The organism is Bradyrhizobium sp., from assembly GCF_030654605.1.
Taxonomy (GTDB): Bacteria; Pseudomonadota; Alphaproteobacteria; order Rhizobiales; family Xanthobacteraceae; genus Bradyrhizobium.
The window spans coordinates 42,835-67,571 of the sequence record NZ_JAURXB010000065.1 but is presented as its reverse complement, the minus strand read 5'-3'; the positions used below and the strand labels follow the sequence as shown (position 1 = coordinate 67,571).

Genomic DNA, 24,737 nt, shown 5'->3' with positions numbered 1-24,737 from the left:
AAAGCTAATGTCTGTACTCCCCGACCGACATCTTCGCGTGTGACCACGGCTGACGGCAGGTCTCCTGGCTCGCGGGTCGATACCTTGCGTCGCCTTCCCAGGACCGAGATTCCCAGTGGCCTATGACGAAAGATTCACCGCTTACAGTTGCGGGGGCAGCCGCGGCATTGGGGAAGTTTCCCCGCACCGCATTCCCTTTTGATCCCCAAGCAAGGGAACCGTCGAGGATTATGGTAGAAGTTTGTCAGACGCCGAGTCAATGCCTTGGAGGGCCGCGCGCCTCCTCACTGGACGAGTGCGCTATTTTTGTCGCATGCAACCCTGTTGCCCGGCCTGAAATCATGTATCAGCACGGCGAATGGTCCGGGGATTGTCGATGAGTGTCGGGGACGCCGCGGTGAGCGCGGATATCAAGGCCGGGCGACGTGTCAGTGTGACGATGGCGCTGGTCGCGCTCGTCGTGCTGCTGGTGCTGATCTCGCTCGGGACAGGTCCGGTGCGGCTGTCGCCGCTGGCCGTGATCGAGGCCCTGTTCGGCGGCGGCAGCGACGTCTCGCAGGTGATCGTGCGCGAGATCCGGCTGCCGCGCACCATTCTGGGCTTTGCGATCGGTGCGATCCTCGGGCTGGCGGGCGCGGCGCTGCAGGGATTGCTGCGCAACCCGCTGGCGTCGCCGTCGCTGTTCGGCGCGCCGCAATCGGCGGCGTTCGGCGCCGTTCTGGTGATCGCGCTCGGACTCGCCGATGTCAGGTCCTACGCGTTGCCGGTCGCCGCCATCGCGATGGCCTTTACCTCGGTATTCGCTTTGCTGGCGATCGCCGGCCGCAATGCGGGGCTGCTGATTCTCATCCTCGCCGGCCTTGCGATCTCCAGCCTTGCGGGGGCTGCGACCGCGCTGGTGATGAACCTCTCCAGCAATCCCTTCGTGGTGCTGGAAATCGCCTTCTGGCTGCTCGGCTCGCTGGAGGACCGCAGTTTTCGCCACGTCATGCTGGCGCTGCCGTTCATCGTCGCCGGCGCGGTCATTCTGTGGAGCCAGCGCAATGCTTTTCGCGCGCTCAGCCTCGGCGAGGAAACTGCGCAGAGCCTCGGCGTCGATGTCGGCCGGCTGCGGCTGGTGGTGATCACTGGCACCGCGCTCGGCGTCGGCGGCGCGGTCGCGGTCACCGGCACCATCGGCTTCATCGGCCTGGTGGCGCCGCATCTGATGCGGCCCCTGATCGGCCACGATCCGGCGCGGCTGCTGCTGCCGAGCGCACTCACCGGTGCCGCGCTGCTGCTGGCGGCCGACATCGCGGTGCGCATCATTCCCTCGACCAGCGACATCAAGGTCGGCGTGCTGACCTCGATCATCGGCGTGCCGTTCTTCCTCTATCTGATCAGGCGCGAGCGCCGCGCGCTCGGTGGAGGCGTGGCATGAGCGCCTTCCTCACCGCGCAGGGCCTCAACGTCGAACTGGCCGGCCGGCGGGTGCTGGACGATATCTCTCTGTCGCTGTCATCGGGGCATCTGGTCGCGCTGGTGGGGCCGAACGGCGCCGGCAAGACCACGCTGTTGCGCTCCCTCGCGGGCCTGCTGCCGTCGGACGGCGCCATCCATGTCGGCGGCGAGGCGCTGTCGTCGCTCTCGCTGCGCGACCGCGCGCGGCGTTTTGCCTATCTGCCGCAGGGTCACATCGTGCACTGGCCGCTGCCGGCGCGCGATATCGTGGCGCTCGGGCGCTATCCGCATGGCGCGACCGACCCGGCGCGATTGTCGCCGAAGGATTCCGAGGCGGTGCTGCGGGCGATGCGGGCGACCGACGTTGTGGAGTTTTCCGATCGCCGGGTTACCGAGCTCTCCGGCGGCGAGCGCAGCCGGGTGGCGCTGGCCCGCGTGCTCGCGGTGGAAGCGCCGGTCATCCTGGCCGACGAGCCGACGGCCTCGCTCGATCCGCGCTACCAGCTCGATGTCATGAAAAGCCTGCGCGCCGCCGCCGACCAGGGCGTGCTGGTGATCGTGGTGACGCACGACCTCGGCCTCGCCGCGCGCTTCGCAGATCACCTGCTGGTGCTCAGCGAAGGCCGCCTCGTGGCGCAGGGCGCGCCGGCCGCGGCGCTGTCGGAGCAGGTGATGGCGGACGTGTTCCGGATCAGCGCCTATCGCGCCGAATTCGAACGCGCAGCGGTGATCGTGCCGTGGGCGGAAATCTGATGCCGCGGCGGCTTGTCACTCTCGCGGCTTCGATCGCGCTTGCGGCCTGCGCGGTGTCGCCGGTATCCGCCGCACCTCTGCCGCGCATTGTCTCGATGAATGTCTGCACCGACCAGGTGCTGCTGACGCTGGCCGATCCCGAACAGATCCTCGGCCTCAGCAGGTTTTCCAGGGATGCCTGGGTGACCGGCGATGTCAGGCGTTTTCCGACGCTGTCGGGCGGCGCCGAGGATGTGCTGGTGCTGAAGCCCGACGTGGTGGTCGCCAGCGTGTTCGACAAGCGCGCGACCCGGGAGTTGTTGAAGGCCAATGGGCTGCGCCTCGCGGAACTTTCGGTGCCGCGCAACCTGACGGAGGTGAAGGACCAGCTTCGCCAACTCGGCGACATCGCCGGACATCCCGATCGCGCGGCGCAGCAAATCGCCAAACTCGACGCGGCGCTGGCGCGGGCGCGCCGGGCCGTCGCCGACAAACACTACCGCGTGCTGCCGCTGTCGCGGCGCGGCTGGGTGGCGGGCAGCGACAGTTTTGTCGGCTCGCTGCTGGCCGAAACCGGGCTGTTCAACACCGCCGGCGAACTCGGGTTTGATTTCGGCGGATTCGCTTCGCTGGAGGCGATCGTGAGCGAAAGGCCCGATCTGCTGCTGGTGTCGCAGGCTGGCGATTTCGCCCGCGATGATGGCCAGGCCTTTTTGCTGCATCCGGCGCTGGAGCGATTCTATCCGACGGAAAAGCGTATCGTGATTCCGGAGCGGTTGACCGAATGCGGCGGCGTGATGCTGGCGGAAGCGCTCGACGTGCTGGTGGCGGAGCTGCAGCGGGTGGGGACTTTTGTCGTCCCTGCGAACGCAGGGACCCATAACCACAGGTGATCGTGGTTATGACGAAGTCATCAAACACCTCTCTTACATCGATAGATCACGCGGTATGGGTCCCTGCGTTCGCAGGGACGACGATCTACCCCGTCGCCACCGGCCCGCCCGCCTTCTTCCATGCATCCATGCCGCCGGCGATGTGTGCGGTGTTGGCGAGGCCGGCTTCCTTGGCCGCCGCCACCGCCATCGCCGAGCGCTCGCCGAAGGCGCAGAAGAACACGATGCGGCGTCCGGTCGCCGCCGCCACTTCGCGCAGCATGCCGCCGGGTTTCAGGGCTTCGCCGATGCCGGGATAGGGCGCGTGCAGCGCGCCCGGCAGCGTGCCGTGCTTGGCGCGTTCGCCGGTTTCACGCAGATCGACCAGCAGGATATCGGGCCGGCCGAGGCTCTCGATTCCCTCGCGCGCGGTGAGCGATTGTCCCTGCTTCGCCAGATCGTCCTGATGCAGGCCAACATGCATGTTGGCGGGCACCGCGACGTCCATCATCTTCGGATTGGGCAATTTCAGATTGCCCATCAGTTCGATATATTCATCCACCGAGCGCACCTGCAGCCGCGGATTGAATCGCTTTTCCTCGCCGATGGTGGAGACGGTGTCGCCCTTGTAGTCATGGGCCGGAAAAACCATGGTTTCGTCCGGCAGTTTCAGCAGCCGGTTGAAGATCGAATCATATTGCGCCCGCGCGCTGCCGTTCTGGAAATCGGTGCGGCCGGTGCCGCGGATCAGCAGCGTGTCGCCAGTGAACACCCGGTCGCCCATCAGGTAGCTGTAGGAATCATCGGTATGGCCGGGCGTGTACATGACGTCGAGGCTGAGGCCCTCGATCGTCACCCTGTCGCCTTCGGTAACCCGCATCGCCACCACGTCGGCCTTGCTCTGCTCGCCCATGATGGTGACGCAATGGGTGCGGTCGCGCAGCTCACCCAATCCGGTGACGTGGTCGGCGTGCAGATGGGTGTCGACCGCCTTGACCAGCCGCAGATCGAGCTCGCGCAGCAGCTGGCAGTAGCGGTCGACCTTTTCCAGCACGGGATCGAGGATCAGCGCCTCGCCGCCGGCGCGGCTGGCCAGCAGGTAGCTGTAGGTTCCGGAAACGCTGTCGAACAGTTGTCGAAAGATCATGGCCGCTGGTTACTCATCTTCACCCTCCCCTGGAGGGGGAGGGTCGACGCGCGTGCAACGCGCGGCGGGGTGGGGTGAAGGTCTCTCAGCTTGCGCACCGCCCGAAGGGAGTGACTGTCACCCCACCCCGTCTCGCATCGCGCTTCGCGCGACCCGAGCCGACCCTCCCCCTCCAGGGGAGGGTAAGAAATCGGCGCGCTGCTTTGCGGCATCATATCAGAAATCCAGTTTGTCCCTGATGGCGTCGATGCCCGCCTTGGCGCACTCGTCGTCCTTGTCGCCGCCGGGAGCGCCGGAGACGCCGATGCCCCCGACCATGCTGCCGGCCGCCTCGATCATCAGCCCGCCGCCGATCATGGCGGTATGAGGAAGCTGGGCAAGGCCCGGCTCCAATTGACCGGAGCGAATCAGCTTTGCCATCTCGCTGGTGGCGGTACGAAAGCTCACGGCCGTGTAGGCCTTGCGGGTTGCGGTATCCGGGGTGTGCGAACCGGCGAAGCGGTCGCGCAGCATTACCTGCGGCTGGCCGAAGCGATCCACCACGGCGACCGCGACCTGAAAGCCGTTGTCGCGGCATTTCTTCAGCGTCGCCTGCGCCGCCTCCAGCGCCACTTCCGGCGACAGCGATTTGTAGATCACGAGCGCATCGTCACCCGCGGTGGCGGGTGTTGTGCCGAGCGCCAGTGCGCAAGCGATGATCATGGCCGCAGTTCGCATCGTCGATCCCTCTGCTTCGTTGCGCTCGCAATGACGTTGTGAATTCATGGTCTCACCAGGGTAAAGCCGTTTTCCGTCAGCGACAAAATATGTCCGACGCCGACCTTGACCGGGGTTGCTGCGGCGATGAACTCCGGCCGCTTGCCGCTCTCACGTTCGACGGTGTCGACGGTGTTGAGGCAGATATCGAAGCGCACGCCCTGCGCAACCAGGCTCTCGATCCGCGCGCGATGGCTGTTGCCGGGGCGCAGCAGGTCGATGCCCGGACCGAACGCCACCACTTCGATCGCCACCTTGTCGGGATCGTAGTGCTTGAGCAGATTATTGGCGACGCTGATGACGAGGCCCTGCTTCGCCGCGTCATTGTCCGAGAGCTGCAGCACGATGCGATGCTCGGCGAAGGGCTTTTCGGGCAGCGGCGCCGGCTCCGCGGCGGAGGCGGCCGTCACCATCAGCGCCGCGATCACGGCGTCGCCGAGCACGCGAAGCGTCGATCGCCGATGTATCAGGAACATTGTCATCCCTGTCCCGCGATGCCCGGATTGTCGTCGACGCCCTTCAAGGTAACGCCGGTGCCGCGCTGCGCCGGCATCTTGCCGGCGCGCAGATGTTTTGCGAACACATCCCACACCGGCACGCCCTGCTGTTCGTTGACGGAGGCCCATCCCGCCACCCGGTAGCTCTTGCCGGCTTCGAGCGACTTGCCGTTGCCGAGCTTCAGGTCCGAAATCCGTCGTCCGACGCTTTCGGTGGGCGAACAGGCATAGGTGAGGCCGCCGACGCGGACCATGTCGCCGCCCTGCTGGTAATAGGGATCGGCATTGAACAGATTGTCGCAGACATCCTCGAGGACATCCTTGATCTGCCCGCCGGTCATTTTCAGCACGTAGGTTTCGGGATAGCTCATCGCGGTCTCGGTCAGTACGTCTTCCATGGTGACGGGCTGGCCGGGCAGCACGCTGTTGCCCCAGCGAAAACCCGGCGACAGCGCGATCTCGGCGTCGAACTCGCCGAGCAGCGCGTCGCAAATCAGCTGATCCACGGTGCCGCCGAAATTGCCGCGGCGGTAGAGCAGGCGGTCCGATGTCGCGAGCTTTGTCGCGTAGGCCGCCGCATGCGGCTCGCGCATCTTGCCGATCAGCGCCGCCATCGCCGGATCCGGCTTCAGCAATTCCGAAAACACCGGCAGCAGCCGGTAGCGGACGTCGGCGACCTTGCCTTTGGCGAGTTCGAGATCGAGCACGCCGAGGAATTTTCCGCTGGAACCGGCATTGGTGACCAGGGTGGTGCCGCCGGCATTGGTGACAGGTATCGGCTGCGGAACGGCGTCGTGGGTGTGGCCGCCGAGGATGACGTCGATGCCACTGACGCGGCTGGCCAGCTTGAGATCGACGTCCATGCCGTTATGCGACAGCAGCACCACGGCATCGACCTTGTCGGTGGTGCGTAGCGTATTGACCAGCTTCTGCAGTTCGTCGTCGCGAATGCCAAAGGTCCAGTCCGGCGTGAACCGTTTCGGGTGCGCGATCGGCACATAGGGAAACGCCTGCCCGATCACGGCGACACGATGTCCGCCGATCTCCTTGATGGTGGCCGGCTTGAATACGCGCCCCGAGGCGGGGTCGAACGCCTTGGCGTCGTTGAAGGCGGCTTCCTCGGTCAGAAACACGTTCTGCGCCAGGAATTCGCCCTTGAAGCGTGCGAGGTTGCTGCGCAGCGCCTGCTCGCCATAGGTGAATTCCCAGTGGCCGGTCATCGCCTCGATGCCGAGCAGATTCGCCGCTTCCACCATGTCGGCGCCCTGCATGGTGTTGGCGAGGCCGGTGCCCTGCCACAAATCGCCGCCATCGAGCAGCAGCGAGCGGCCGGGGCCGGCCTCTTGGCGCAGCCGGTCGATCAGCGTCTTCAGATGCGCGAAGCCGCCGAGCTTGCCGAAGCGGCCGGCGGATTTCTCGAAATCGAGAAAGGTGAAGGCGTAGGCTTCGGCACTGTCGGGCCGGATGCCGAAGCGGTCGAGAAAGGCGCGGCCGACCAGATGCGGCGGCTTCCCCTGCATCGCGCCGATCCCGAGATTGACGCTCGGCTCGCGAAAATACACCGGCAGCAATTGCGCATGCGTATCCGTCATGTGCAGGATGCGCGCATTGCCGAAGCGCTCGAGGTCGTACGCCGTTTCGGCGCTGCGCGCGGTCCGAGGCAGCCCGCCGCTGAGCGCGGCGACGCCTGCGAGAGTGAGAAAATCCCGACGGCGGATGGTCATGTGATGTCTCGCCTCTCCGCCACAACAAGACTGTCGTCGCCCGGCTTGACCGGGCGATCCAGTACACCGCGGCTTCTCGATCTATCCAAAACGTCTCTGGAATACTGGGTCGCCCGGTCAAGCCGGGCGATGACACCTGCGTTTGTGCTATCTCAGCGTATTTCCATGTCTTTCCAGAGCTTCTTCTCGCTGGTGGCCTGGAAGATCGATGCCTTGGCCAGCGCTTCGGCTTCGTTCGCCGACGCCACCGCCTTGTCGAAGTCGCCGGCCTCGGCGGCCTTCTTCGCGGCGTTGATCGTCGCTGCCGTCGTGGTCCATTGATTGCGGACGCCGGCGGCCTGCTTGTTGGCGGCTTCGGCTGCAGCCAGCGCCGCCTTGTAATCAGCCTCGCTGGCGGCGAGAGCAGATGTCGCGCCTGCGATCAGCAGCACCGAGGCCAGCGATAAGAGCGATGTCCTGATCCTGTTCATGGCCGCGCTCCCGGGCCGGAAATCGGCAGGCCGTTGCTGACAAAGGACAGATAATATTCGACGTTGCGGTATTCGTCGTCCTGCGGGCTGAACGGCACGCCGCGGATCTGGCTGTTGCAGCTGGTGAACCGTCGGCTGGTGGTGCCCATGCCGCTCCACTCGGAACGATAGATCGGCATCGCGTTGAGGATGCCTAGCGCGGGCGCCAGCACCTCGGCGCGGATTCGCTCGCCCGGGCTCTGCACATGGCAGGTCGCGCAGGAGAAGTTGAGCTGGCCGCGCCTGGTATAGAAATATTCCTTGCCGTTCTCATAGGCGGCGAGCGCACGCGGATCGTTCGGAATCTTGATGTCGAACGGCTTTCCACGCGACGTAAATGCCATGTACGCGGTCAGCGCGGCCATCTCATCCTTGACATAGGAGAACGGCGGCTCGCCATTGGCCTCGCGGCAGCGGTTCAGCGCCAGCTCGAGGGTAATGACCTTGCCTTCCTTCTCGTCGAAATAGGGATAGTTCTGCCGGATGCCGATGCCCTTGTTGGGGAAGCAATCCCCGTAGCTCTTGCCGTTCTTGAACGGCTTGGAAAACATCTCCTTGCCCAGTTCGAGCGAGAACTCGTAGGGCGGAAACTGTTCCTTCTCCTGCCACTGCTGGTGCAGGCCCTCATCCATCGAATAGGGGCCGTTGACGAAGTCTTCCAGCTTCACCTTGGGGAACTTGTCGGTGAAGTATTTCTTGAACGCCTTGGCGTCGGCCACCGGATCGACGGCGTCGGCGGCGGTCGCGGACGGCGCGGCGGCATATGCCAGTGCGGCCAGCGCAAGACCGATCGAGGCGAAACGGATGGCAGGTCGCATGTTGGGTTCTCTCCGCTTTCGCGTCAGCCGTTACAGGATTTTCGCCGTGGTGGTATCGGTCTTGCCCTTGCTGTCGACCCAGCTGACCTTGAGGTCGTCGCCCTTCTTGCCGCCCTTGAAGGCGAACTTGACATAGGGGTCCTTGGAGACGCCGCCGCCCCAGTCGGCGGCGAACACGACCTTGCCGTCATATTCGAAGGTCAGCTGCTGGATGAAGTGCGGCGGGATGGTCTCGCCCTTGGCGTCCTTGATGAAGCCGGAATCCATCGGGTGCTGGATCAGCGCCTGGACTTCGGTGGTTTCGCCGGACGAGGTGGCGCGTACGCGAATGGTTGATGCCATGAGAGTTGTCCCTGCCTGTCCCGTTAACCGCCGCAGCCGCCAACGGTGACTTTGACTTCCTTGCTGGTGCTGTAGAGCTTGCCGCCGGCTTCGACGACGACGATGACGTTGCTGGTCCTCGCCATCTTGATGCGATTGGCGACGCTCGGCATCGTGCCCGCGGGAATCTTGTACGCTGCCACCAGCGCGTTCGGGTTCTCGGCGACCAGAAACGCGATTGCGGTCACGTCTGATAGCGTCGAACTCACCGCGATCGGCACCACCGCGCCATTCTCGGCGATCTCGGGCGCGTCGAGCTTGATCTTGTCGGATTTCTCGGCGGTCTTGCCATACAGCAGCTTGATCGCGTCATCGCTGCTCTTCTGCTTGAACGCCTCGTCCGGATATTTGTCGTTGGCGGCGAAGGCGGGTGCTGCGCCGAACGCGATTTTGCCGAGCCCGAGCAGCGCGACCGAGGCCACGCCTTGCAGAATCACGCGCCGGGGAAGCGCAAATCCATTATTTTTCCCAGTCATTCGAAATCTCCTTGGGTCGCGCGCCGGTCACAGGGTCTGCAGGAAGTCCACGATCGCGTTGATCTCTTTGTCGTTCAAAATCCGGTTGCGTCCGAACGGAGGCATCACGGTCAGCGGGTTGCGCTTGGTGGCGTCGACCAGGATGGCGACCAGTTCGTTGCGGTCGGGATATTTGCGCTTGATATCGGTCAGCGCCGGCCCGATGGAGCCTGGAAGATTGCCGCCCTTGATGTCGTGGCAGGTCAGGCAATTGCCCTTGCTGCGGTCGAAAGCCAGCTTTTGTCCTTCCGCCACCGACGACTGCGCCGCAGCCGGCAGCGAAGTTGCGAGCATGCCGACCAGCAGCGCCACCGCAGCGGCCGGGATCAAGGCGGACTTGGTCAGGACGTGCTTGGTCAGGACGTGCTTGGTCGGATCGGTGATCTTCAAGGGCGCGTTTCCCGTTTGCGTCATTTCGGTTGCATCGTATCGAGCGGTCCGGTCGTGCGCGGCGTCAGGTCCCTGCCTTCCGCCGTGGAAGAAATCCTGACGTCGGCAGGGTTGGCACATGCGCTCATGCACGGCTTGGCCATGGTATCAGGTCTTGGATCGGTCCAGGTGAAACTGTCGCGATTGGGCATCCTGACTTTCGGCAGGCTGTCCCGGTCGGCGACGAATTCTCCCGGCACGATGTCGTTCAGGTTGAGAATATAGGCGGTCAAAGCATAAACGTCATCGGCTGACAATGAGCGCGGGGCCTGCATCGGCATGGCGCGATTGATGTAGTCCCACAGCGTCGGCGCGAACGGCCAGTAGCTGCCGACCGTCAGTTCCGGCCGGTCGTCCTTCAGGCTTCCCGCGCCGCCGGCCAGCTTGGGAAAGCGGCCTTCGCCCTCGCCGAAGGTGCCATGGCAGGCGGCGCATTGCTCGGCAAACACCTCGGTGCCCTTGGCCACGCTGCCGCTGCCGGGCGGCAGGCCGGCGCCATCGTCGCCGCGAACGTCGATGTTCCAGCCCGCGATCTCCGCCGGCGTGGCTGGTCGGCCGTAACCGTAATGACCGGGTTCCGCCGCGCCCGCCGCCGTGGCGATGGCGACCAAGGCTGCTTTCAAGGCTGCGGTCAAGGCTGCGCCGAGCAGCAGGGGGCGGCTAGCCTGTCTGAACATCGAACACGCTCCCGTCAGGCTTGACCTGCCAGGTCTGGATTGAATTGTTGTGATAGACCGAATTTGACCCGCGCTGCTTTCGCAGTTGCGTAATGGTTGGCTGGACATGGCCGGTCTCGTCGATGACGCGGGATTCCAGCAGCGCCGGCGTGCCGTCCCAGCGCCAGGGCAGGGTGAATTTGGTCAATGCCTTCGACAGCACCGGCTCGTGCAGCCGCGCGCTCTGCCAGTTGACGCCGCCATCCATGGAAACATCGACCCGCCGGACCTTGCCGTTGCCGGTCCATGCCAGACCCCTGATTTCGTAGAGGCCGGGACCCGCGAGCGGCTTTTCGGGACAGGGGAAGGTGATGACGGACTTGGCGTCGATCAGCCAGGTGAAGCCACGGCTGGTGCCGTCGGGCATCAGGTCGGTGTATTTCGAGGTTTCCTCGCGGGAATACCAGGGTTTTTCGCCGAGCTTGATCCGGCGCAGCCATTTGATGCTGACATTGCCTTCCCAGCCCGGAACCACCAGCCGCAGCGGGTAACCCTGCTCCGGCCGCAGCGCCTCGCCGTTCTGCGCATAGACCACCAGGCAATCGTCCAGACATTTGTTGAGCGGCAGGCTGCGGTTCATGTGGGCGCCGTCGGCGCCCTCGACCATGGCCCATGCCGCTTCCTTCTTGACCCCGACTTCTTCCAGCAGGGTCGACAACCGCACCCCGGTCCACTCCGCGCAGGAGATCATGCCGTGGTTGAACTGCAGCGAATTCAGCTGCGCGGCGCGCCACTCCATGCCGCCATTGGCCGGGCATTCGATGAAGTGGATGCGCGACACGGACGGAAAACGGACGATGTCCTTCATCGTCAGCAACAAGGGGCGCTCGACCAGCCCGTGGATCATCAGGCGGTGCTGATCCGGGTCGACGTCCGGCCGCCCCGCATGGTAGCGCTCGAAAAACAGGCCGTTCGGCGTGATGATGCCGTGCAGATCCTGCAGCGGCGAGAAGCTGATGGAGGATTCGGTGCCGGCGGTGAGCCACGGCACGTTGCGCCGGATCACGCCCGATTCGGTGTCGGCGGGCCGGCCATAGGGCCGGTCGACCACGCCGGGCCCGAGCGTTTGCGACCACGGCGCGTCGGCGGGCGGGGAAGCCGGTTGGGGTTGCGCGCTGGAAGGCGTGGCGCCGAGCGCGAGGCTGCCGGTCAGCGCCGCGCCAAAACCCAGAAATGAACGGCGGGCGAGCCGCGGATCGGGTAGATTCGCCGGCTTCGGGGTCGCAGGCATGCCGCGTTCCAGGGGTGGCCGCACGTTCCTCACCTCGCGGCAGCGCCGCCGCAATTTTATCGTTGGTTCAGCCCTATCGACACTCGCTAATTTAGTCAATTCTAAAGTATGGAAGTTGCGCTATTGTGATAACGGCGCTGGTGACGGCGCACCCTATATCCGATCGGGACATCAGGCCATGAGAGCAGTTGCAGCAGCCGCGAAAAACAAGGCTGCAGGAATCGGCGCCGCAGATGCCGCGGCATTGAAGATGCTGGCAAGGCAGGCCGGCGCGGCGTCGCGACTGCTGAAATTGCTCGGCAACGAAAAGCGGTTGCTGGTGCTCTGCTTTCTCGCCGCGCGCGGTGAAATGACGGTGGGCGAACTGGCCGAAGCGGTAAAACTCAGCCAGTCCGCGCTGTCGCAGCATCTGGCGCGATTGCGCGCCGATGGCCTGGTGACGTTCCGCCGCACCTCGCAGACGCTGCATTACAGCGTCGCCGACAGGAACGCGCTGCGCCTGCTGCAGGTGCTGAAGGACATTTATTGCGGGAACCTGAGGTGAAGCGGCTGGTGGTCGCGGCGCTGCTTGCCGTCTGCGCGGCCTCGACCTCGGGCGCGCAGACCGCGCCGCCCTATCCGGCCATCACGATTCCGCTGGAGATCAATCAGGTGCCGGGCAGGCAGATCTGGTACTCCACCGGACAATGAAGGCAACACGTCCAATGCCGGATTTGTCGTAACGTCCGACGGCGTCGTGGTGTTCGACGCGCTGGGAACGCCGAGCCACGGCTGGGCACTGCTGCAGGAAATCCGCAAGCTCACGAACAAGAAGATCCGCTACGTGGTCGCAAGCCACTATCACGCCGATCACATCTACGGCTTGCAGGCGTTTCGGGATCACACCGACGCGCTCATCGTCGCGCAGGAGCGCTCCGGCGAATACAGGGACAATGATACCATTGCCGACGAGAAGGCGAGCCAGCGCCTCGATCAGCGGCGCGGCGCGCTGTATCCGTGGGTCGATGCCAATACCCGCGTGGTGCCGCCGGATATCACCTTCCGGGAGCGCATGACGATCGCGCTCGGCGACCGCAGGCTGACGCTGCTGTTTGCCGGGCCGGCGCATTCCTCCAGCGACATGATGATGATGGTCGAGCCCGACGGCGTGCTGTTCGCCGGCGATATCGTGCAGAACAGCCGGATTCCCTTCATGAACAGCGACGATGTCTCCACCACGCAATGGCTCGAGGCGCTCGGCGAGGTGGAAAAACTCGATCCCAAGGTCATCATCCCCGGCCACGGCCGTACCCTGAGCGAGGCGAAGCAGGCGATCGCCTTTACCCGGGATTATATTCAATATGTACGCGGTGCCATGGCGGCGGCGGTGCAGAACTGGACCGATTTCGATGTCGCCTATCGCGAGGCCGACTGGTCGAAATACCGCGAGTTCCCGGCTTTTGCGAGCAACAACCGCGGCAACGCCTACCGGATTTTTCTGGAACTGGAGCAATCCCAGTTCAAAGCTGGTAAGCCTTGATCGCAACGGATCGGGCGCGGAAATCGATGGCAGACTATGTCGTGGAATTTGGCAAGGACGGCAGGCAGGTCGAGCCCGACGGCCGACTCGACGCGCCGACGTTCCACCGCAATCATCAGGCGATCCGCGCGGTGCTGCAGCGGTATCTTGCGGGCCAGTCCGGCGATGTGGTCGAGGCCGGCAGCGGAACCGGCCAGCACGTGGTGGATTTCGCCCGGCATTTTCCCGACATCGTGTGGTGGCCGAGCGACCTCAACGAGGTGCATCTGAAGAGCATCGCGGCGTGGCGGGCGCATGCGGGCCTGGAAAATATCCGCGCGCCGCTGCGGCTTGATCTGTCGGATCCGGCGTGGTGTCGCGAATGGCCCGGCGGCAGCGCCCCTCCGCTGCTGGCGGTGTTCTGCGCCAACGTCATCCACATCGCGCCGTGGCAGGTCGCCGAGGGCCTGTTCGCCGGCGCGGCGCGCACGCTTCGCCCCGACGGACGGCTGTTCCTCTACGGGCCGTTCAAGCGCGACGGCAAGCACACCGCGCTCAGCAATGCCGTGTTCGACACCAGCCTGCGTGACCGCGACCCCGAATGGGGCGTGCGCGATATCGGCGATCTGGAGAAGCTGGCGGCGAGCGTCGGACTGGTGCTGGTGGAAGCAGCGGAGATGCCGGCCAACAATCTGGTGCTGGTGTTCGAGCGGCGGGCTCAAGCGTCAGACGCGGATTGAGCCTCTAGAAGCCGTCATTGCGAGGAGCACTTGCGACGAAGCAATCCATCTTGCCAACCGGCACCGCTGTGAAATGGATTGCTTCGTCGCAAGTGCTCCTCGCAATGACGAACGATGGGCCTCACGCCCCGCTATCCCGCCAGCCGATCTTGTTCTTCAAGAACGCATACCCCAGCGCGGTGAACGCGGCGCGCTCCTTGTTGTCCTTGCCGTAGCCGTGGCCGCCCGCCGCGGGCTCGTAGAGATACGCTTCATATCCCATCGCCTGCAGCTTCGCCGCCATCTTGCGGGCGTGGCCGGGGTGGACGCGGTCGTCCCGCTTCGTGGTGGCGATCAGGATCGGCGGATAGTTCTGGCCCGGCACCGCGGTGTGATAGGCCGAATAGCTCTGCAGCCAGGCCCATTCCTCCGGTCTGTCGGGGTCGCCATATTCGGCGATCCAGCTCGCGCCGGCCAGCAGTTTGCTGTAGCGGCGCATGTCGATCAGCGGGATCGTGCAGAACAGCGCGCCGAAGCGCTCCGGATAGCGCGTCAGCATGTTGGTGATCAGGATGCCGCCGTTGGATCCGCCCTCCGCCGCGATCCGATCAGGCCGGGTGACGCCGCGCCGCACCAGGTCAGTGGCGACAGCGGCAAAATCATCATGCGTCAGCCGTTTGCCGGCATAGCGGCCGGCCTCGTGCCAGCGTGTGCCGAACTCGCCGCCGCCGCGGATATTGGCGACGACACTGGTGCCGCCCTGTTCGAGCCACAGCTTGCCGATCGCAGAGCGGTAATAGGGCCGCTCCGAGATGCCGAAGCCGCCATAGGCGTTGAGATGCACCGGCGCCTCGCCGGTCAGGGCGGCCGGCCCGGTCTGCACATAGGGAATGCGCTCGCCGTCGATCGAGATCGCCTCGTGCTGGCTGACCACGAGTCCTTCCGCGGAGAAGGTGCGCGGCGCCCGCTTCAGTACGACAGGAGCCGAGATGCCCTCGATCAGCATCAGGGAGGCCGGCGTCAGCGGGTCCTGGATGTTGGCGAGCAGGTCGCCGTTGCTTTCGGCTTCCTCGGCGTCGAGCGGCCAGACATCGGCGACGCCGATCTCGGGCAAGCCCGGCAGTTTGCCGGCGGTCCAGCCATCGGCCGCCGGCGTCCAGACCTCGAACACCGGCTGCAGTTCGTCGAGAATGGAGATCACCAGCCTGCCACTGGCCCAGAAGAAGTGCTGCACCGCGCGGCGCGGTCCGGCCTCACACAGAATCCGGAAATCGCGCTCGCCCGCCAGAAATCGCGACAGCGACATTCCAAGCACGGTGTCGGACGCGTAAGTCCGCGTTCCCACCGTCCACGGCTTGCGTGGCTTCACCGCGAGCCAGTCGCGATGAAAATCCACCTCGGCGTCTTCAGGCAGATCGAGCTTATGTCGCGCGCCGGTCGCGTCACCGAGCCAGACATTGTGGCTGAAGAAATCGAGCTGCTCGATGAACCATATCCGCGGCGCCGCGCCGGTGCGATCGACGCTGGCGTGCACGCTCATATGTTCGGGCGTGGTCTCGAACAGCACCGGCGCCAGCCGCACATCCGTGCCGCGCCGCCACAGCCTGACGGTTCTGGCGTAACCCGATGTTGTCGCCATATCATCGCCATGGGCGCTCGACAGCAGCAGCGTATCGGCATCGATCCACGCCACGCCGCCCTTCGCCTCCGGCAGCGTGAAGCCGCCGGTGACAAAGGCTTTTCTCTCGATGTCGAATTCGCGCAACGTGGCGGCGTCGCTGCCGCCGCGCGAAAGGCTGACGATTCGCCTGCCGCTTCCCGGCAGCGCCTGTGCCCCGGCAAACAGCCAATCCTCATTCTCCTCGGCGGCGAGCTTGTCCAGGTCCAGGATGGTTTCCCATGCCGGACTGGCTTTGCGAAATTCCGCCAGCGTGGTCCGCCGCCACAGTCCGCGCGGATTATTGGTATCCTTCCAGAGATTGTAGACGAAGTCACCGCGCCGGCTGATGAAGGGAATGTTGTCCGGCCGGTCCAGGATATCGGCCAGCGCGTCACGATCATCAGCAAATCCGGCGTCGCCGAACTTCTGCAGCGTGAGCGCGTTCTGCCGCTCGACAAAGGCAAGCGCCCGTTCGCCCTCGATCTCTTCCAGCCACAGATACGGATCGTCGTCGGGGGCTGCGATCGTCGGCCTGTCGTCGATGGACATGGAGCACCCCGGGAAACAGCATGAATGGCGGATGGGTCATTTACGCGGCTTTCGTGCGTGCTGTCCAATGTGCGCTGCTCGCATGGCGCGCGCCCGTTTGCGTCGGTTGATCGGGCGGAAGCTTGCCGCCATAGTATCGGGAATCAATGCGGCCGAATGCTTCGGGCCGCATCTGCGCGGAAACAATAAATGATCGACGTGACTGCAGCCGACGAAATCGCCGATGACGCCCGCGCGCGATCCAATGTGGCGCGGCTGGCGGCAGCGCAGGCGCTGACCGGCGCGAATTCGGCTGTGATTTTCGCCACCGGCTCGATCGTCGGCGCGACGCTGGCGCCGGATATCTCGTTCGCGACCGTGCCGCTCTCGATGTATGTGGTGGGCCTGGCCGCCGGCACCTTGCCGACCGGTGCGATCTCGCGCGCCTATGGCCGCCGCACAGCCTTCATCATCGGCACCGGCTGCGGCATGCTGACCGGCCTGCTCGGGGCCTACGCCATCCTGCGCGGCTCGTTCGTGCTGTTCTGCGTCGCGACGTTTCTCGGTGGGCTCTACGGCGCGGTGTCGCAATCCTACCGCTTCGCCGCCGCCGACGGCGCCAGCGTCGTTTTCCGTCCCAAGGCGGTGTCTTGGGTGATGGCGGGCGGCGTATTCGCCGGCGTGCTCGGTCCGCAGCTCGTGCAGTGGACCATGGATATCTGGCCGCCCTATCTGTTCGCCTTCAGCTTCCTGATGCAGGCGGTGGTGGCGCTGGTCGCGATGGCGGTGCTGGCGGGGGTCGATGCGCCGAAGCCGGCGCCGGCGGACATGCATGGCGGCCGGCCGCTGCTCGAGATCGCGCGGCAGCCACGCTTCATCGCCGCCGCGCTTTGCGGCATCGTCTCCTATCCCATGATGAATCTGGTGATGACCTCGGCGCCGCTGGCGATGCAGATGTGCGGCCTCTCCGTCAGCGATTCCAATTTCGGCATTCAATGGCATATCGTGGCGATGTACGGGCCGAGCTTCTTCACGGGCTCGCTGATCGCGCGCTTCGGGGCGCCGAAAATCGTCGCGCTCGGGCTGGTGCTGGAGGCCGTCGCCGCTGCGATCGGATTGTCCGGCCTCACCGCGATGCATTTCTGGGCCACACTGATCGTGCTCGGGGTCGGCTGGAATTTCTCCTTCGTCGGCGCTTCCGCCCTGGTGCTGGAGACGCACCGGCCGCAGGAGCGCAACAAGGTGCAGGCCTTCAACGATTTCCTGGTGTTCGGGATGATGGCGGTGGGATCGTTCGCATCGGGCCAGCTGCTGGCGAATTACGGCTGGTCCGCGGTCAACATGGTGGTGTTCCCGCCGGTGCTGCTGGGGCTCGCGGTCTTGATGTTCGCGTCGCTCGCGAGGCGCCGGGCGAAACGGGCCGTGCCGCAATTTCCCGATCCGGGTATTTGATTGCTGATTTTATTGCTGCTTGAACGTGGGAGGTTTCATGCCGTCGCGAGCCCGTCTCGATGAGTTCATCGCCGTCGTCGTGTCAGGCGATCATGCCGGCGCCATCGAGCGCTATTATACCGAGGATGCCAGCATGCAGGAGAACGCAGCACCTCCGCGCGTGGGCCGTGACCTGCTGGTGGCGCAGGAGCGCGCCACGCTGGATCGGGTCGAGACCGTGGTTTCGACATGCGTGGCCTCGATCCTCGAGGGCGACCGCGTCGCGATCAACTGGATTTTCGACTTCACCTACCTTTCCGGCAAGACCGCCCGGATCGATGAAGTCGCGCTGCAGGAATGGCGCGGCGACCGGATTTTCCGCGAGCGGTTCTTTTACGATCCGCCGAAACCGAAAGCCTGATGACACCTGCTGACAGTTCGGTGGCGGTCGAAGCGTTTCACTTGGTAGTTTGCTAATCGTCGTCATGGCCGGGCAAAAGCGCGAAGCGCGTCTTCGCGCTAGGTGACCCGGCCATCCACGTCTTTGCATCTACAGCAAAGAAAGTCGTGGATGCCCGGGTCAAGCCCGGGCATGACGAATTCGAGAAACCGGCATTGAACGAGTCCAAGCCAATCGCAATCGACGAAACCTCGGCCCGCTACGAGGGCTGGCGCATCGTCGTGGTCTGTTTTCTGGTGGCGACCTTCGGCTGGGGGCTCGGCTTCTATGGCCAGAGCGTCTATGTCGCCGAGCTGCATCGGCTGCACGGCTGGCCCACCTCGCTGATCTCGAGCGGCACCACGGTCTTCTATCTGTCTGGCGCCCTGCTGGTCGTATTCGTCAGCGAAGCGATCAAGGCGATCGGTCCGCGCAACTGCCTGCTGGCCGGTGTCTTTACGATGGCGGCGGCCGCCGTGCTGATCGGCCAGGTCACCGAACCGTGGCAGCTCTATGCCGCCAATGCGCTGCTCGCGTTCGGCTGGGTCGGCACCAGTCTCGGCATCATCACCAACACGCTCGGGCTCTGGTTCGACAGGAAGCGTGGCATGGCGATCAGCCTGGCGCTGAACGGCGCCAGCTTCGGCGGCATCATCGGCGTGCCGCTGCTGGTGGGGGCGATCGGGTATTTCGGCTTCCCCGGCGCCATGGTCGCCGCCGCGATCGCCATGATCGTGGTGATGGTCCCGATCATCCTGATCTTTGTCGGACGTCCGCCGCTGCATCCGAGCGCCGCGGTCGCCGCCTTGTCCGCGGACGCACCGTCCGCGACGCGGGTGCGGGCGCAGGCGTTCCGCGACATCGGCTTTCTCTCGGTCTCGGCCTCCTTCGCGCTGGTGCTGTTCGCGCAGGTCGGTTTCATCGTCCACCTGATCGCGTTCCTCGATTCGGTGGTGGGCCGGGAGCGCGCCGCATTCGCGGTCGCGCTGATGACCGCGATGGCGGTGGTCGGCCGCGTGCTTTTCTCGTTCGTGATCGACCGACTCAACCAGCGCCTCGCCTCGGCGATCTCGTTCGTCAGCCAGGCCCTGGCACTCCTCGTCATCATCAACCTGCAGAACGACATCGCGCTGATCGCGGCCTGCGCGCTGTTCGGCTTCTCGGTCGGCAATCTGATCACGCTGCCGGCATTGATCGTGCAGCGCGAATTCGCTCCCTCCTCGTTCGGCGTCCTGATCAGCCTGATCACGGCGATCAACCAGGTGACTTACGCGTTCGGCCCCGGTGTCATCGGCCTGCTGCGCGATGCATCGGGAAGTTATGCGCTGCCGTTTTACGGTTGTATCGGGTTGGAATTGGTGGCGGCAGTGCTGATCATGATTCGGGGGCGGCCAAAGGTGTCGTCACCCGGCTTGACCGGGTGACCCAGTATTCCAGAGACGGTCGTGTTCAACCGAGAAGCCGCGGCGTACTGGATCGCCCGGTCAAGCCGGGCGACGACAGTTTTCATTGTTCGCTTCGCTCCGATGTGGAGGGATCAGGTCTCCCTCGCCCGCAACAATTCCTCCAGATCCAACCGTTTCGTGAACATCGCCAGCGATCCGTCTTCCTTGCGCGGCCATTCCGCCTCGGGCCGGTCCCGATACAGCTCGACGCCATTCTCGTCGGGGTCGCGCAGGTACAGCGCCTCGCTGACGCCGTGATCGCTGGCGCCGTCGAGCGCAATGCCGGCCTCGATCAGGCGATGCAACGCATCGGCCAGTGCTGCGCGGGTCGGATACAGGATCGCGGTGTGAAACAGGCCGGTGGTGCCGGGCGGCGGCGGATGGCCGCCCTTGCTCTCCCAGGTGTTGAGGCCGATGTGGTGATGATAGCCGCCGGCCGCAATGAACGCCGCGCCCGAACTCAGCCGCTGCGTCACCTGAAAGCCGAGCACGCCGCAGTAAAACGCCAGCGCGCGATCGAGATCGGCGACCTTGAGATGAACATGCCCGATCCTTGTGCCGGCGATGATGGGGGGATTGTCGGGCATATGTATTCTCCGCTTGAGGTATTCGTGCCCCGGACGCAGCGCAGCGCACTCGGGATCGCGCGTAGCGCGACTCCGGCGGTGCGCTGCTGAGCCGGGGCCCATGTTCTCGCGCGCATGCATGGGTCCCGGCTCTGCGGAGCAGCGTAAAGGACGCTGCACCGCGTCCGGGACACGAGTGCGTGATTCCTCTCACACCAGCTCCGACACTTCCCCATCCGGCAACCCGAACTCGAACGTGTTCAGCGTCATCGCCACCAGCGTGTAATAGCCGCACAGTCCGATGATTTCGACGATGCCGCGCTCGCTGAGAACCGTTACAGCCTCCGCGTACAGCCCCTTGGGAACGCCGTGGCCTTCATGCAGCGACTTCGCCACGTCGTAGATCATCTGCCCCTTGGGATCGTCGAAGGTGGGCGTGCGGCGGTCGCGGATGTCCTCGATGATCTTCAGGTCCATGCCCCCCTTCAGCGCCAGCCGCTTGTGGGCAAACCATTCGTAATGCGAGGTCCAGTGCCGGGCGGTGACCAGGATCGCGATCTCGGACAGTTTGGCCGGAAAAATCGTGTTGTAGCGCATCACCTCGCCGAGCCGGGTGGCGTGCCGGGCCATTTCGGGACTGTTGAGCCAGGCCATCATCGGCGCCGGCGGGGCGCCGCGCTTGCCGGCGATCGACTCGTCATAGGTTTGTTTCTGGTCCGCGTTCATTTCGCCAGGCGAAAGCAACTTCAGCCGCATCTCGGTTTCCCCTTGTTTTTCAATCGTTGCGCGCGCCTGCGACGCCGGACCGCACAGCCCCATCATATTCCGCATCACGAACGGGTGCGCCAGAGATATATTGAATTCCGCGATGCGACGGCTAAGGTCGATCCAACATCTCCAAATGGAAACGCCTGACATGTCCGATCTGGAAAAATTCCGCAGTGAGACCCGTGCCTGGTTGCAAGCGAACTGTCCGCCGGAAATGCGCAAGCCGATGACCTCGGACGACGACACCTTCTGGGGCGGCCGCAATACCAAATTTTCCTCCGAGCCGCAGCGCGTCTGGTTCGAGCGGATGCGCGACAAGGGCTGGACCGTGCCGGATTGGCCGCGGGAATATGGCGGCGGCGGACTCGATCCCGCCGAGCACAAGGTCCTGCGCGCGGAGATGGCGGCGATGGGTGCCCGTTCGCCGCTGTCGAGTTTCGGGATCTGGATGCTCGGGCCGGCGCTGTTGAAATACGGCACCGAGGCGCAGAAGCAGGAGCATCTGCCGAAGATCGCCGCCGGCCTGATCCGCTGGTGCCAGGGCTATTCCGAACCCAACGCCGGCTCCGACCTCGCCTCGCTGCAGACCCGCGCCGAAAGCGACGGCGACGATTACCTCATCACCGGCCAGAAGATCTGGACCTCCTACGCCAACTACGCCGACTGGATTTTCTGCCTGGTGCGCACCGACGCGACCGCGAAGAAGCATGACGGCATCAGTTTCATCCTGTTCGACATGGCCTCGAAGGGCGTCTCGACCAAGCCGATCCTGCTGATCTCGGGCTATTCGCCGTTCTGCGAAACTTTCTTCGATAATGTGCGGGTCCCGAAGTCGCACGTGGTCGGCACCGTCAACCGCGGCTGGGACGTGGCAAAGTATCTGCTGCAACATGAGCGCGCGATGATCTCGGGCATGGGTGAGCGCGGCGTCGGCCGGCCGCTCGGCCAGGTCGCTGCCGATTCGGTCGGGAGCGACGAGCAGGGCCGGCTGGAAGATCCGATGCTGCGCGGCCAGATCGCGACCTTCGAGATCGACGAGGCGGCACTGTCAGCCGCCGCCGAGCGCGCGGTCGATCTGGCCAAGGCGGGGCAGGCGCATCCGGCGTTTTCCTCGGCGATGAAATATTACGGCACCGAGCTGAACAAGCGTCGCCACGAGATCCTGATGTCGGCCGGCGGCGTCGACGCGCTGGAGTGGGAAAGCGAGCGCTCCAGGGGCGGCGCCCGACCGCGCGCCTGGCTGCGCACCAAGGCCAACTCGATCGAGGGCGGCACGTCGGAAGTGATGCTCGGCATCGTCGCCAAGCGCATTCTGGATCTGCCGGGGGCGTAGCACACTCCTCATCCTGAGGAGCGGCCTCTTCGCCGCGTCTCGAAGGATGGGCCACGGGCTCTCATGGTTCGAGACGGCGCAAGGGCGCCTCCTCACCATGAGGGATCAAACAAGGCAAATTAGTCGAACATCAACGCACCGGAATCCCCCTCATGGCACTCGTCCTCAACCAAGAACAATCGATGCTGCGCGACAGCGCGCGGGGTTTCATCAGCGACAAGGCGCCGGTGTCGCATCTGCGGCAGCTGCGCGATGCCAGGGACGCGACGGGCTTTTCCCGCGAGCTGTGGAAAGGCTTTGCCGAGATGGGATTTTCCGGCCTGCTGGTGCCGGAAGCGTTCGGCGGCAGCGGGCTCGGCTGCGTCGAGGCCGGCATCGTGATGGAGGAAATCGGCTGCACCCTGATGCCGTCGCCGTATCTGGCGACATCCGTGCTCGCGGCGTCGGCGCTGTCGCGCGGCGGCAGCGACGCCCAGAAGTCGCAATATCTGCCGAAAATATCCGATGGTTCGCTGCTGGCCGCGCTGGCGATCGACGAGGGCGCCAAGCATCGTCCGCTGATGACCAAACTGCAGGCGGTGCGCTCCGGTAACGGATTCAAGCTCTCGGGCGACAAGGCCTTCGTGGTCGACGGCCACACGGCGGATCTGTTGATCGTGGCGGCGCGCAGCGCGGGCTCGGCCGGCGAGCGCGACGGGCTGACGCTGTTCCTGGTCGATCCCAAAGCAAAGGGAATTGCGATCGAGCGCACCGCGATGGTCGATGCGCACAATGCCGCGCGCATCGTGTTCGACAATGCCGAAGTCAATGCCGACGGCGTGCTCGGCGAGGTCGATCAGGGTTTTGCCTTGCTGGAAGGCGTGCTCAATATCGGCCGCGCCGCGGTGGCGTCCGAGATGGTGGGGCTCAGCGAGGAAGTGTTCGGCCGCACCGTCACCTATCTCAAGGAGCGCAAGCAGTTCGGAAAACTGATCGGTGAATTCCAGGCGCTGCAGCACCGCGCCGCCCAGCTCTATGTCGACATCGAGATCACCCGCGCCGCGGTGCTGAAGGCGCTGCAGACGCTGGATGCGAGTTTCGACAAGGCCGGCGCCGCGGTGGCCGTGGCGAAGGCCCGCGCCGGCACCACCGCGACACTGGCGGTGCAGGAAGGCGTCCAGATGCATGGCGGCATGGGCATGACCGACCAGTTCGACATCGGATTCTTCATGAAGCGCGCGCGGGTCTGCCAGGAATTGTTCGGTGACAGCAATTTCCACGCCGATCAATTGGCGCGGATGAAGAGTTATTGAGGCTCCGCTCCCTCAGCCGTCATTGCGAGCCAACGGGTCGCGCGAATGCGCGCCCGATGACAGGCTCCGCGAAGCAATCCATCTTTCTTTGCGCGGCAACATGGATTGCTTCGTCGCAAGCGCTCCTCGCAATGACGAAAGGCTGCAAGCGGCGCATCACAACAGGTCGTCATCGCCCGCTTTCGCGGGCGATGACGCGTTGGAGGATGGCGCCGCCGGTGGCTCCGTCCCGCAAGCTTACCGGATCGGCGGGGCGTACTGGATGCCGCCGGCGCTCCAGAGCTGGTTCAGCCCGCGCGGAATCTTGAGTTTCGACTCCTCGCCGACATTGCGCTCATAGACCTCGCCGTAATTGCCGACGTGGCGGATGATGCGCGCGGCCCAGTCCTTGGACAGGCCGAGCACCTCGCCGTAAGCGCCCTCGGTGCCGACCAGCCGCATCACGTCGGGCTTCTTCGACTTCAGCGCCTCGTCGATGTTCTTCGAGGTAATGCCGAGTTCCTCGGCATTGATCATCGCATACAGCGACCATTTCACGATCATCATCCAGTCGTCGTCACGCTGCCGCACCACGGGTGCCAGCGGTTCCTTGGAGATGACGTCGGGCAGGATGACGTGGTCGCCTGGTTTGCCGAGGTTCAGCCGCAGCGCGTAGAGCTGGGAGATGTCGGCGGTGAAGGTGTCGCATTGGCCGGAGCTGTAGGCCTTGAAGACGTCGTCGAACTTGTCGAACTTCATCTCCGTGTATTTCATGTTGTTGGTACGGAAATAGTCGGCGAGGTTGAGCTGCGTCGTGGTTCCGCCCTGTACGCAAACCTTGCTGCCGTCGAGCTCCAGGCCAGAGTCGATCTTGCGCGCCGCGGGCAGCATGAACCCTCCGCCGTCATAATAGGCGACGGCCGGGAAATAGAGCTCGAAGTTGGTCTCGCGCGACATACTCCAGGTCGAATTGCGCGACAGAATATCCACCTTGCGGCTCTGCAGCTCCCTGAAGCGCTCATTGGCGTCGAGCGGTACGAATTTTATCTTCTTGGGATCGTCGAAGATGGCGGCCGCCACGGCGCGGCAGAAGTCGACGTCGAAGCCGGCCCAGTTGCCCTTGTCGTCCGGCATCGAGAAGCCGGGGAGGCTGGCATTGACGCCGCACAGCACTTCGCCGCGCCGGATCGTCCGCTTCAGGGTCTTGGTGTCGTAGCGTTCGTAGGTAATGGCGGCAGCCGCGATCGCTATTGCGACCGCCAATCCAATCAGCAGGCCGCCTCGAAATGTGCGAAACATTTTTTCTCACCAA

The 24,737-nt window shown here is 64.6% G+C and carries 27 protein-coding genes and 1 riboswitch; of the genes, 12 read left to right on the top strand and 15 right to left on the bottom strand.

The genetic code is table 11. The features are described from left to right. Positions 1–36: 36 nt before the first annotated feature. Positions 37–238: riboswitch (cobalamin riboswitch) on the bottom strand. Positions 239–376: 138 nt separating this feature from the next. Genes Q7U29_RS05665 through Q7U29_RS05655 form a run of 3 tightly spaced genes read left to right on the top strand, consistent with a single transcriptional unit; the run spans position 377 to position 3,065 of the window. Then, on the top strand, positions 377–1,420 hold the full coding sequence (locus Q7U29_RS05665; protein ID WP_304739369.1) for an iron ABC transporter permease: 1,044 nt from the start codon (positions 377–379) through the stop codon (positions 1,418–1,420). Beyond that, complete coding sequence (locus Q7U29_RS05660; RefSeq protein WP_304739368.1) at positions 1,417–2,193, top strand: ABC transporter ATP-binding protein; 777 nt, start codon at positions 1,417–1,419, stop codon at positions 2,191–2,193. Before Q7U29_RS05665 ends, Q7U29_RS05660 begins: the two co-directional genes overlap by 4 nt. Continuing rightward, positions 2,193–3,065 (top strand): ABC transporter substrate-binding protein, encoded by an 873-nt coding sequence (locus Q7U29_RS05655; RefSeq protein WP_304739367.1) that lies wholly within the window; start codon positions 2,193–2,195, stop codon positions 3,063–3,065. Before Q7U29_RS05660 ends, Q7U29_RS05655 begins: the two co-directional genes overlap by 1 nt. A gap of 85 nt (positions 3,066–3,150) precedes the next feature. Here the strand turns inward: Q7U29_RS05655 and Q7U29_RS05650 are convergent, their stop codons facing one another. From Q7U29_RS05650 to soxC, 11 genes are all read right to left on the bottom strand, one after another. After that, the gene (locus tag Q7U29_RS05650) at positions 3,151–4,191 is read right to left on the bottom strand and encodes an MBL fold metallo-hydrolase (RefSeq protein WP_304739366.1); all 1,041 of its coding nucleotides are present in this window, start codon (positions 4,189–4,191) and stop codon (positions 3,151–3,153) included. A gap of 216 nt (positions 4,192–4,407) precedes the next feature. Beyond that, positions 4,408–4,893, bottom strand: coding sequence for a heme-binding protein (locus tag Q7U29_RS05645; protein ID WP_304739460.1), 486 nt, complete (start codon positions 4,891–4,893; stop codon positions 4,408–4,410). A 59-nt stretch (positions 4,894–4,952) separates the two neighbouring features. Next, a complete protein-coding gene (locus tag Q7U29_RS05640) occupies positions 4,953–5,414 on the bottom strand; it encodes a hypothetical protein (protein WP_370691699.1) in 462 nt (153 codons plus the stop codon). Positions 5,415–5,425: 11 nt separating this feature from the next. After that, positions 5,426–7,168, bottom strand: coding sequence for a thiosulfohydrolase SoxB (gene soxB, locus Q7U29_RS05635; RefSeq protein WP_304739362.1), 1,743 nt, complete (start codon positions 7,166–7,168; stop codon positions 5,426–5,428). A gap of 152 nt (positions 7,169–7,320) precedes the next feature. Beyond that, positions 7,321–7,638 carry a hypothetical protein gene (locus Q7U29_RS05630; RefSeq protein WP_304739360.1) on the bottom strand — a complete coding sequence of 106 codons (318 nt, stop codon included), beginning with the start codon at positions 7,636–7,638 and terminating at the stop codon, positions 7,321–7,323. After that, entirely contained in the window at positions 7,635–8,495 is an 861-nt protein-coding gene (gene soxA, locus Q7U29_RS05625; protein WP_304739358.1) for a sulfur oxidation c-type cytochrome SoxA, read from the bottom strand. The genes Q7U29_RS05630 and soxA overlap by 4 nt, the downstream gene beginning before the upstream one ends. A 30-nt stretch (positions 8,496–8,525) precedes the next feature. Continuing rightward, positions 8,526–8,837: a thiosulfate oxidation carrier complex protein SoxZ gene (soxZ, locus tag Q7U29_RS05620; protein ID WP_304739356.1), complete on the bottom strand. Its 312-nt coding sequence runs from the start codon at positions 8,835–8,837 to the stop codon at positions 8,526–8,528. A gap of 23 nt (positions 8,838–8,860) precedes the next feature. Beyond that, complete coding sequence (gene soxY / locus Q7U29_RS05615) at positions 8,861–9,352, bottom strand: thiosulfate oxidation carrier protein SoxY (RefSeq protein WP_304739354.1); 492 nt, start codon at positions 9,350–9,352, stop codon at positions 8,861–8,863. Positions 9,353–9,379: 27 nt separating this feature from the next. Then, positions 9,380–9,685 carry a sulfur oxidation c-type cytochrome SoxX gene (soxX, locus tag Q7U29_RS05610; RefSeq protein WP_304739458.1) on the bottom strand — a complete coding sequence of 102 codons (306 nt, stop codon included), beginning with the start codon at positions 9,683–9,685 and terminating at the stop codon, positions 9,380–9,382. Positions 9,686–9,801: 116 nt separating this feature from the next. Then, positions 9,802–10,497: a c-type cytochrome gene (locus Q7U29_RS05605; protein WP_304739352.1), complete on the bottom strand. Its 696-nt coding sequence runs from the start codon at positions 10,495–10,497 to the stop codon at positions 9,802–9,804. After that, a complete protein-coding gene (gene soxC, locus Q7U29_RS05600; RefSeq protein ID WP_304739350.1) occupies positions 10,481–11,767 on the bottom strand; it encodes a sulfite dehydrogenase in 1,287 nt (428 codons plus the stop codon). The genes Q7U29_RS05605 and soxC overlap by 17 nt, the downstream gene beginning before the upstream one ends. A gap of 250 nt (positions 11,768–12,017) precedes the next feature. Between soxC and Q7U29_RS05595 the strand changes: the two genes are divergently transcribed. The 4 genes from Q7U29_RS05595 to Q7U29_RS05580 are packed head-to-tail and all read left to right on the top strand — an operon-like array spanning position 12,018 to position 14,005. Beyond that, entirely contained in the window at positions 12,018–12,311 is a 294-nt protein-coding gene (locus tag Q7U29_RS05595; protein WP_304739456.1) for a helix-turn-helix transcriptional regulator, read from the top strand. Then, the gene (locus Q7U29_RS05590) at positions 12,308–12,457 is read left to right on the top strand and encodes a hypothetical protein (RefSeq protein ID WP_304739348.1); all 150 of its coding nucleotides are present in this window, start codon (positions 12,308–12,310) and stop codon (positions 12,455–12,457) included. Before Q7U29_RS05595 ends, Q7U29_RS05590 begins: the two co-directional genes overlap by 4 nt. A 49-nt stretch (positions 12,458–12,506) precedes the next feature. Beyond that, positions 12,507–13,286 carry an MBL fold metallo-hydrolase gene (locus tag Q7U29_RS05585; RefSeq protein WP_304739346.1) on the top strand — a complete coding sequence of 260 codons (780 nt, stop codon included), beginning with the start codon at positions 12,507–12,509 and terminating at the stop codon, positions 13,284–13,286. A gap of 26 nt (positions 13,287–13,312) precedes the next feature. Next, entirely contained in the window at positions 13,313–14,005 is a 693-nt protein-coding gene (locus tag Q7U29_RS05580) for a DUF938 domain-containing protein (protein WP_304739344.1), read from the top strand. 121 nt (positions 14,006–14,126) lie between these two features. Here the strand turns inward: Q7U29_RS05580 and Q7U29_RS05575 are convergent, their stop codons facing one another. Further along, positions 14,127–16,193 carry a prolyl oligopeptidase family protein gene (locus Q7U29_RS05575; RefSeq protein ID WP_304739342.1) on the bottom strand — a complete coding sequence of 689 codons (2,067 nt, stop codon included), beginning with the start codon at positions 16,191–16,193 and terminating at the stop codon, positions 14,127–14,129. A 189-nt stretch (positions 16,194–16,382) separates the two neighbouring features. Here Q7U29_RS05575 and Q7U29_RS05570 point away from each other — a divergent pair, with 189 nt between their 5' ends. The 3 genes from Q7U29_RS05570 to Q7U29_RS05560 all read left to right on the top strand — a co-directional run bounded on the left by Q7U29_RS05570 (position 16,383) and on the right by Q7U29_RS05560 (position 19,466). Next, positions 16,383–17,624: an MFS transporter gene (locus Q7U29_RS05570; protein ID WP_304739340.1), complete on the top strand. Its 1,242-nt coding sequence runs from the start codon at positions 16,383–16,385 to the stop codon at positions 17,622–17,624. Between the two features lie 37 nt (positions 17,625–17,661). Next, a complete protein-coding gene (locus Q7U29_RS05565; RefSeq protein WP_304739338.1) occupies positions 17,662–18,024 on the top strand; it encodes a nuclear transport factor 2 family protein in 363 nt (120 codons plus the stop codon). Positions 18,025–18,218: 194 nt separating this feature from the next. After that, a complete protein-coding gene (locus tag Q7U29_RS05560; protein WP_304739336.1) occupies positions 18,219–19,466 on the top strand; it encodes an MFS transporter in 1,248 nt (415 codons plus the stop codon). Between the two features lie 113 nt (positions 19,467–19,579). Here the strand turns inward: Q7U29_RS05560 and Q7U29_RS05555 are convergent, their stop codons facing one another. After that, complete coding sequence (locus Q7U29_RS05555) at positions 19,580–20,074, bottom strand: VOC family protein (protein WP_304739334.1); 495 nt, start codon at positions 20,072–20,074, stop codon at positions 19,580–19,582. A 189-nt stretch (positions 20,075–20,263) separates the two neighbouring features. Continuing rightward, complete coding sequence (locus Q7U29_RS05550) at positions 20,264–20,809, bottom strand: carboxymuconolactone decarboxylase family protein (protein ID WP_304739332.1); 546 nt, start codon at positions 20,807–20,809, stop codon at positions 20,264–20,266. Positions 20,810–20,969: 160 nt separating this feature from the next. Here Q7U29_RS05550 and Q7U29_RS05545 point away from each other — a divergent pair, with 160 nt between their 5' ends. Then, the gene (locus tag Q7U29_RS05545; RefSeq protein ID WP_304739331.1) at positions 20,970–22,154 is read left to right on the top strand and encodes an acyl-CoA dehydrogenase family protein; all 1,185 of its coding nucleotides are present in this window, start codon (positions 20,970–20,972) and stop codon (positions 22,152–22,154) included. Positions 22,155–22,306: 152 nt separating this feature from the next. Then, positions 22,307–23,446, top strand: coding sequence for an acyl-CoA dehydrogenase family protein (locus tag Q7U29_RS05540; RefSeq protein ID WP_304739329.1), 1,140 nt, complete (start codon positions 22,307–22,309; stop codon positions 23,444–23,446). Positions 23,447–23,683: 237 nt separating this feature from the next. Here the strand turns inward: Q7U29_RS05540 and Q7U29_RS05535 are convergent, their stop codons facing one another. Further along, positions 23,684–24,724, bottom strand: a complete 1,041-nt coding sequence (locus Q7U29_RS05535) for an amino acid ABC transporter substrate-binding protein (RefSeq protein ID WP_304739327.1) — start codon at positions 24,722–24,724, stop codon at positions 23,684–23,686. Between the last annotated feature and the right edge of the window lie 13 nt (positions 24,725–24,737).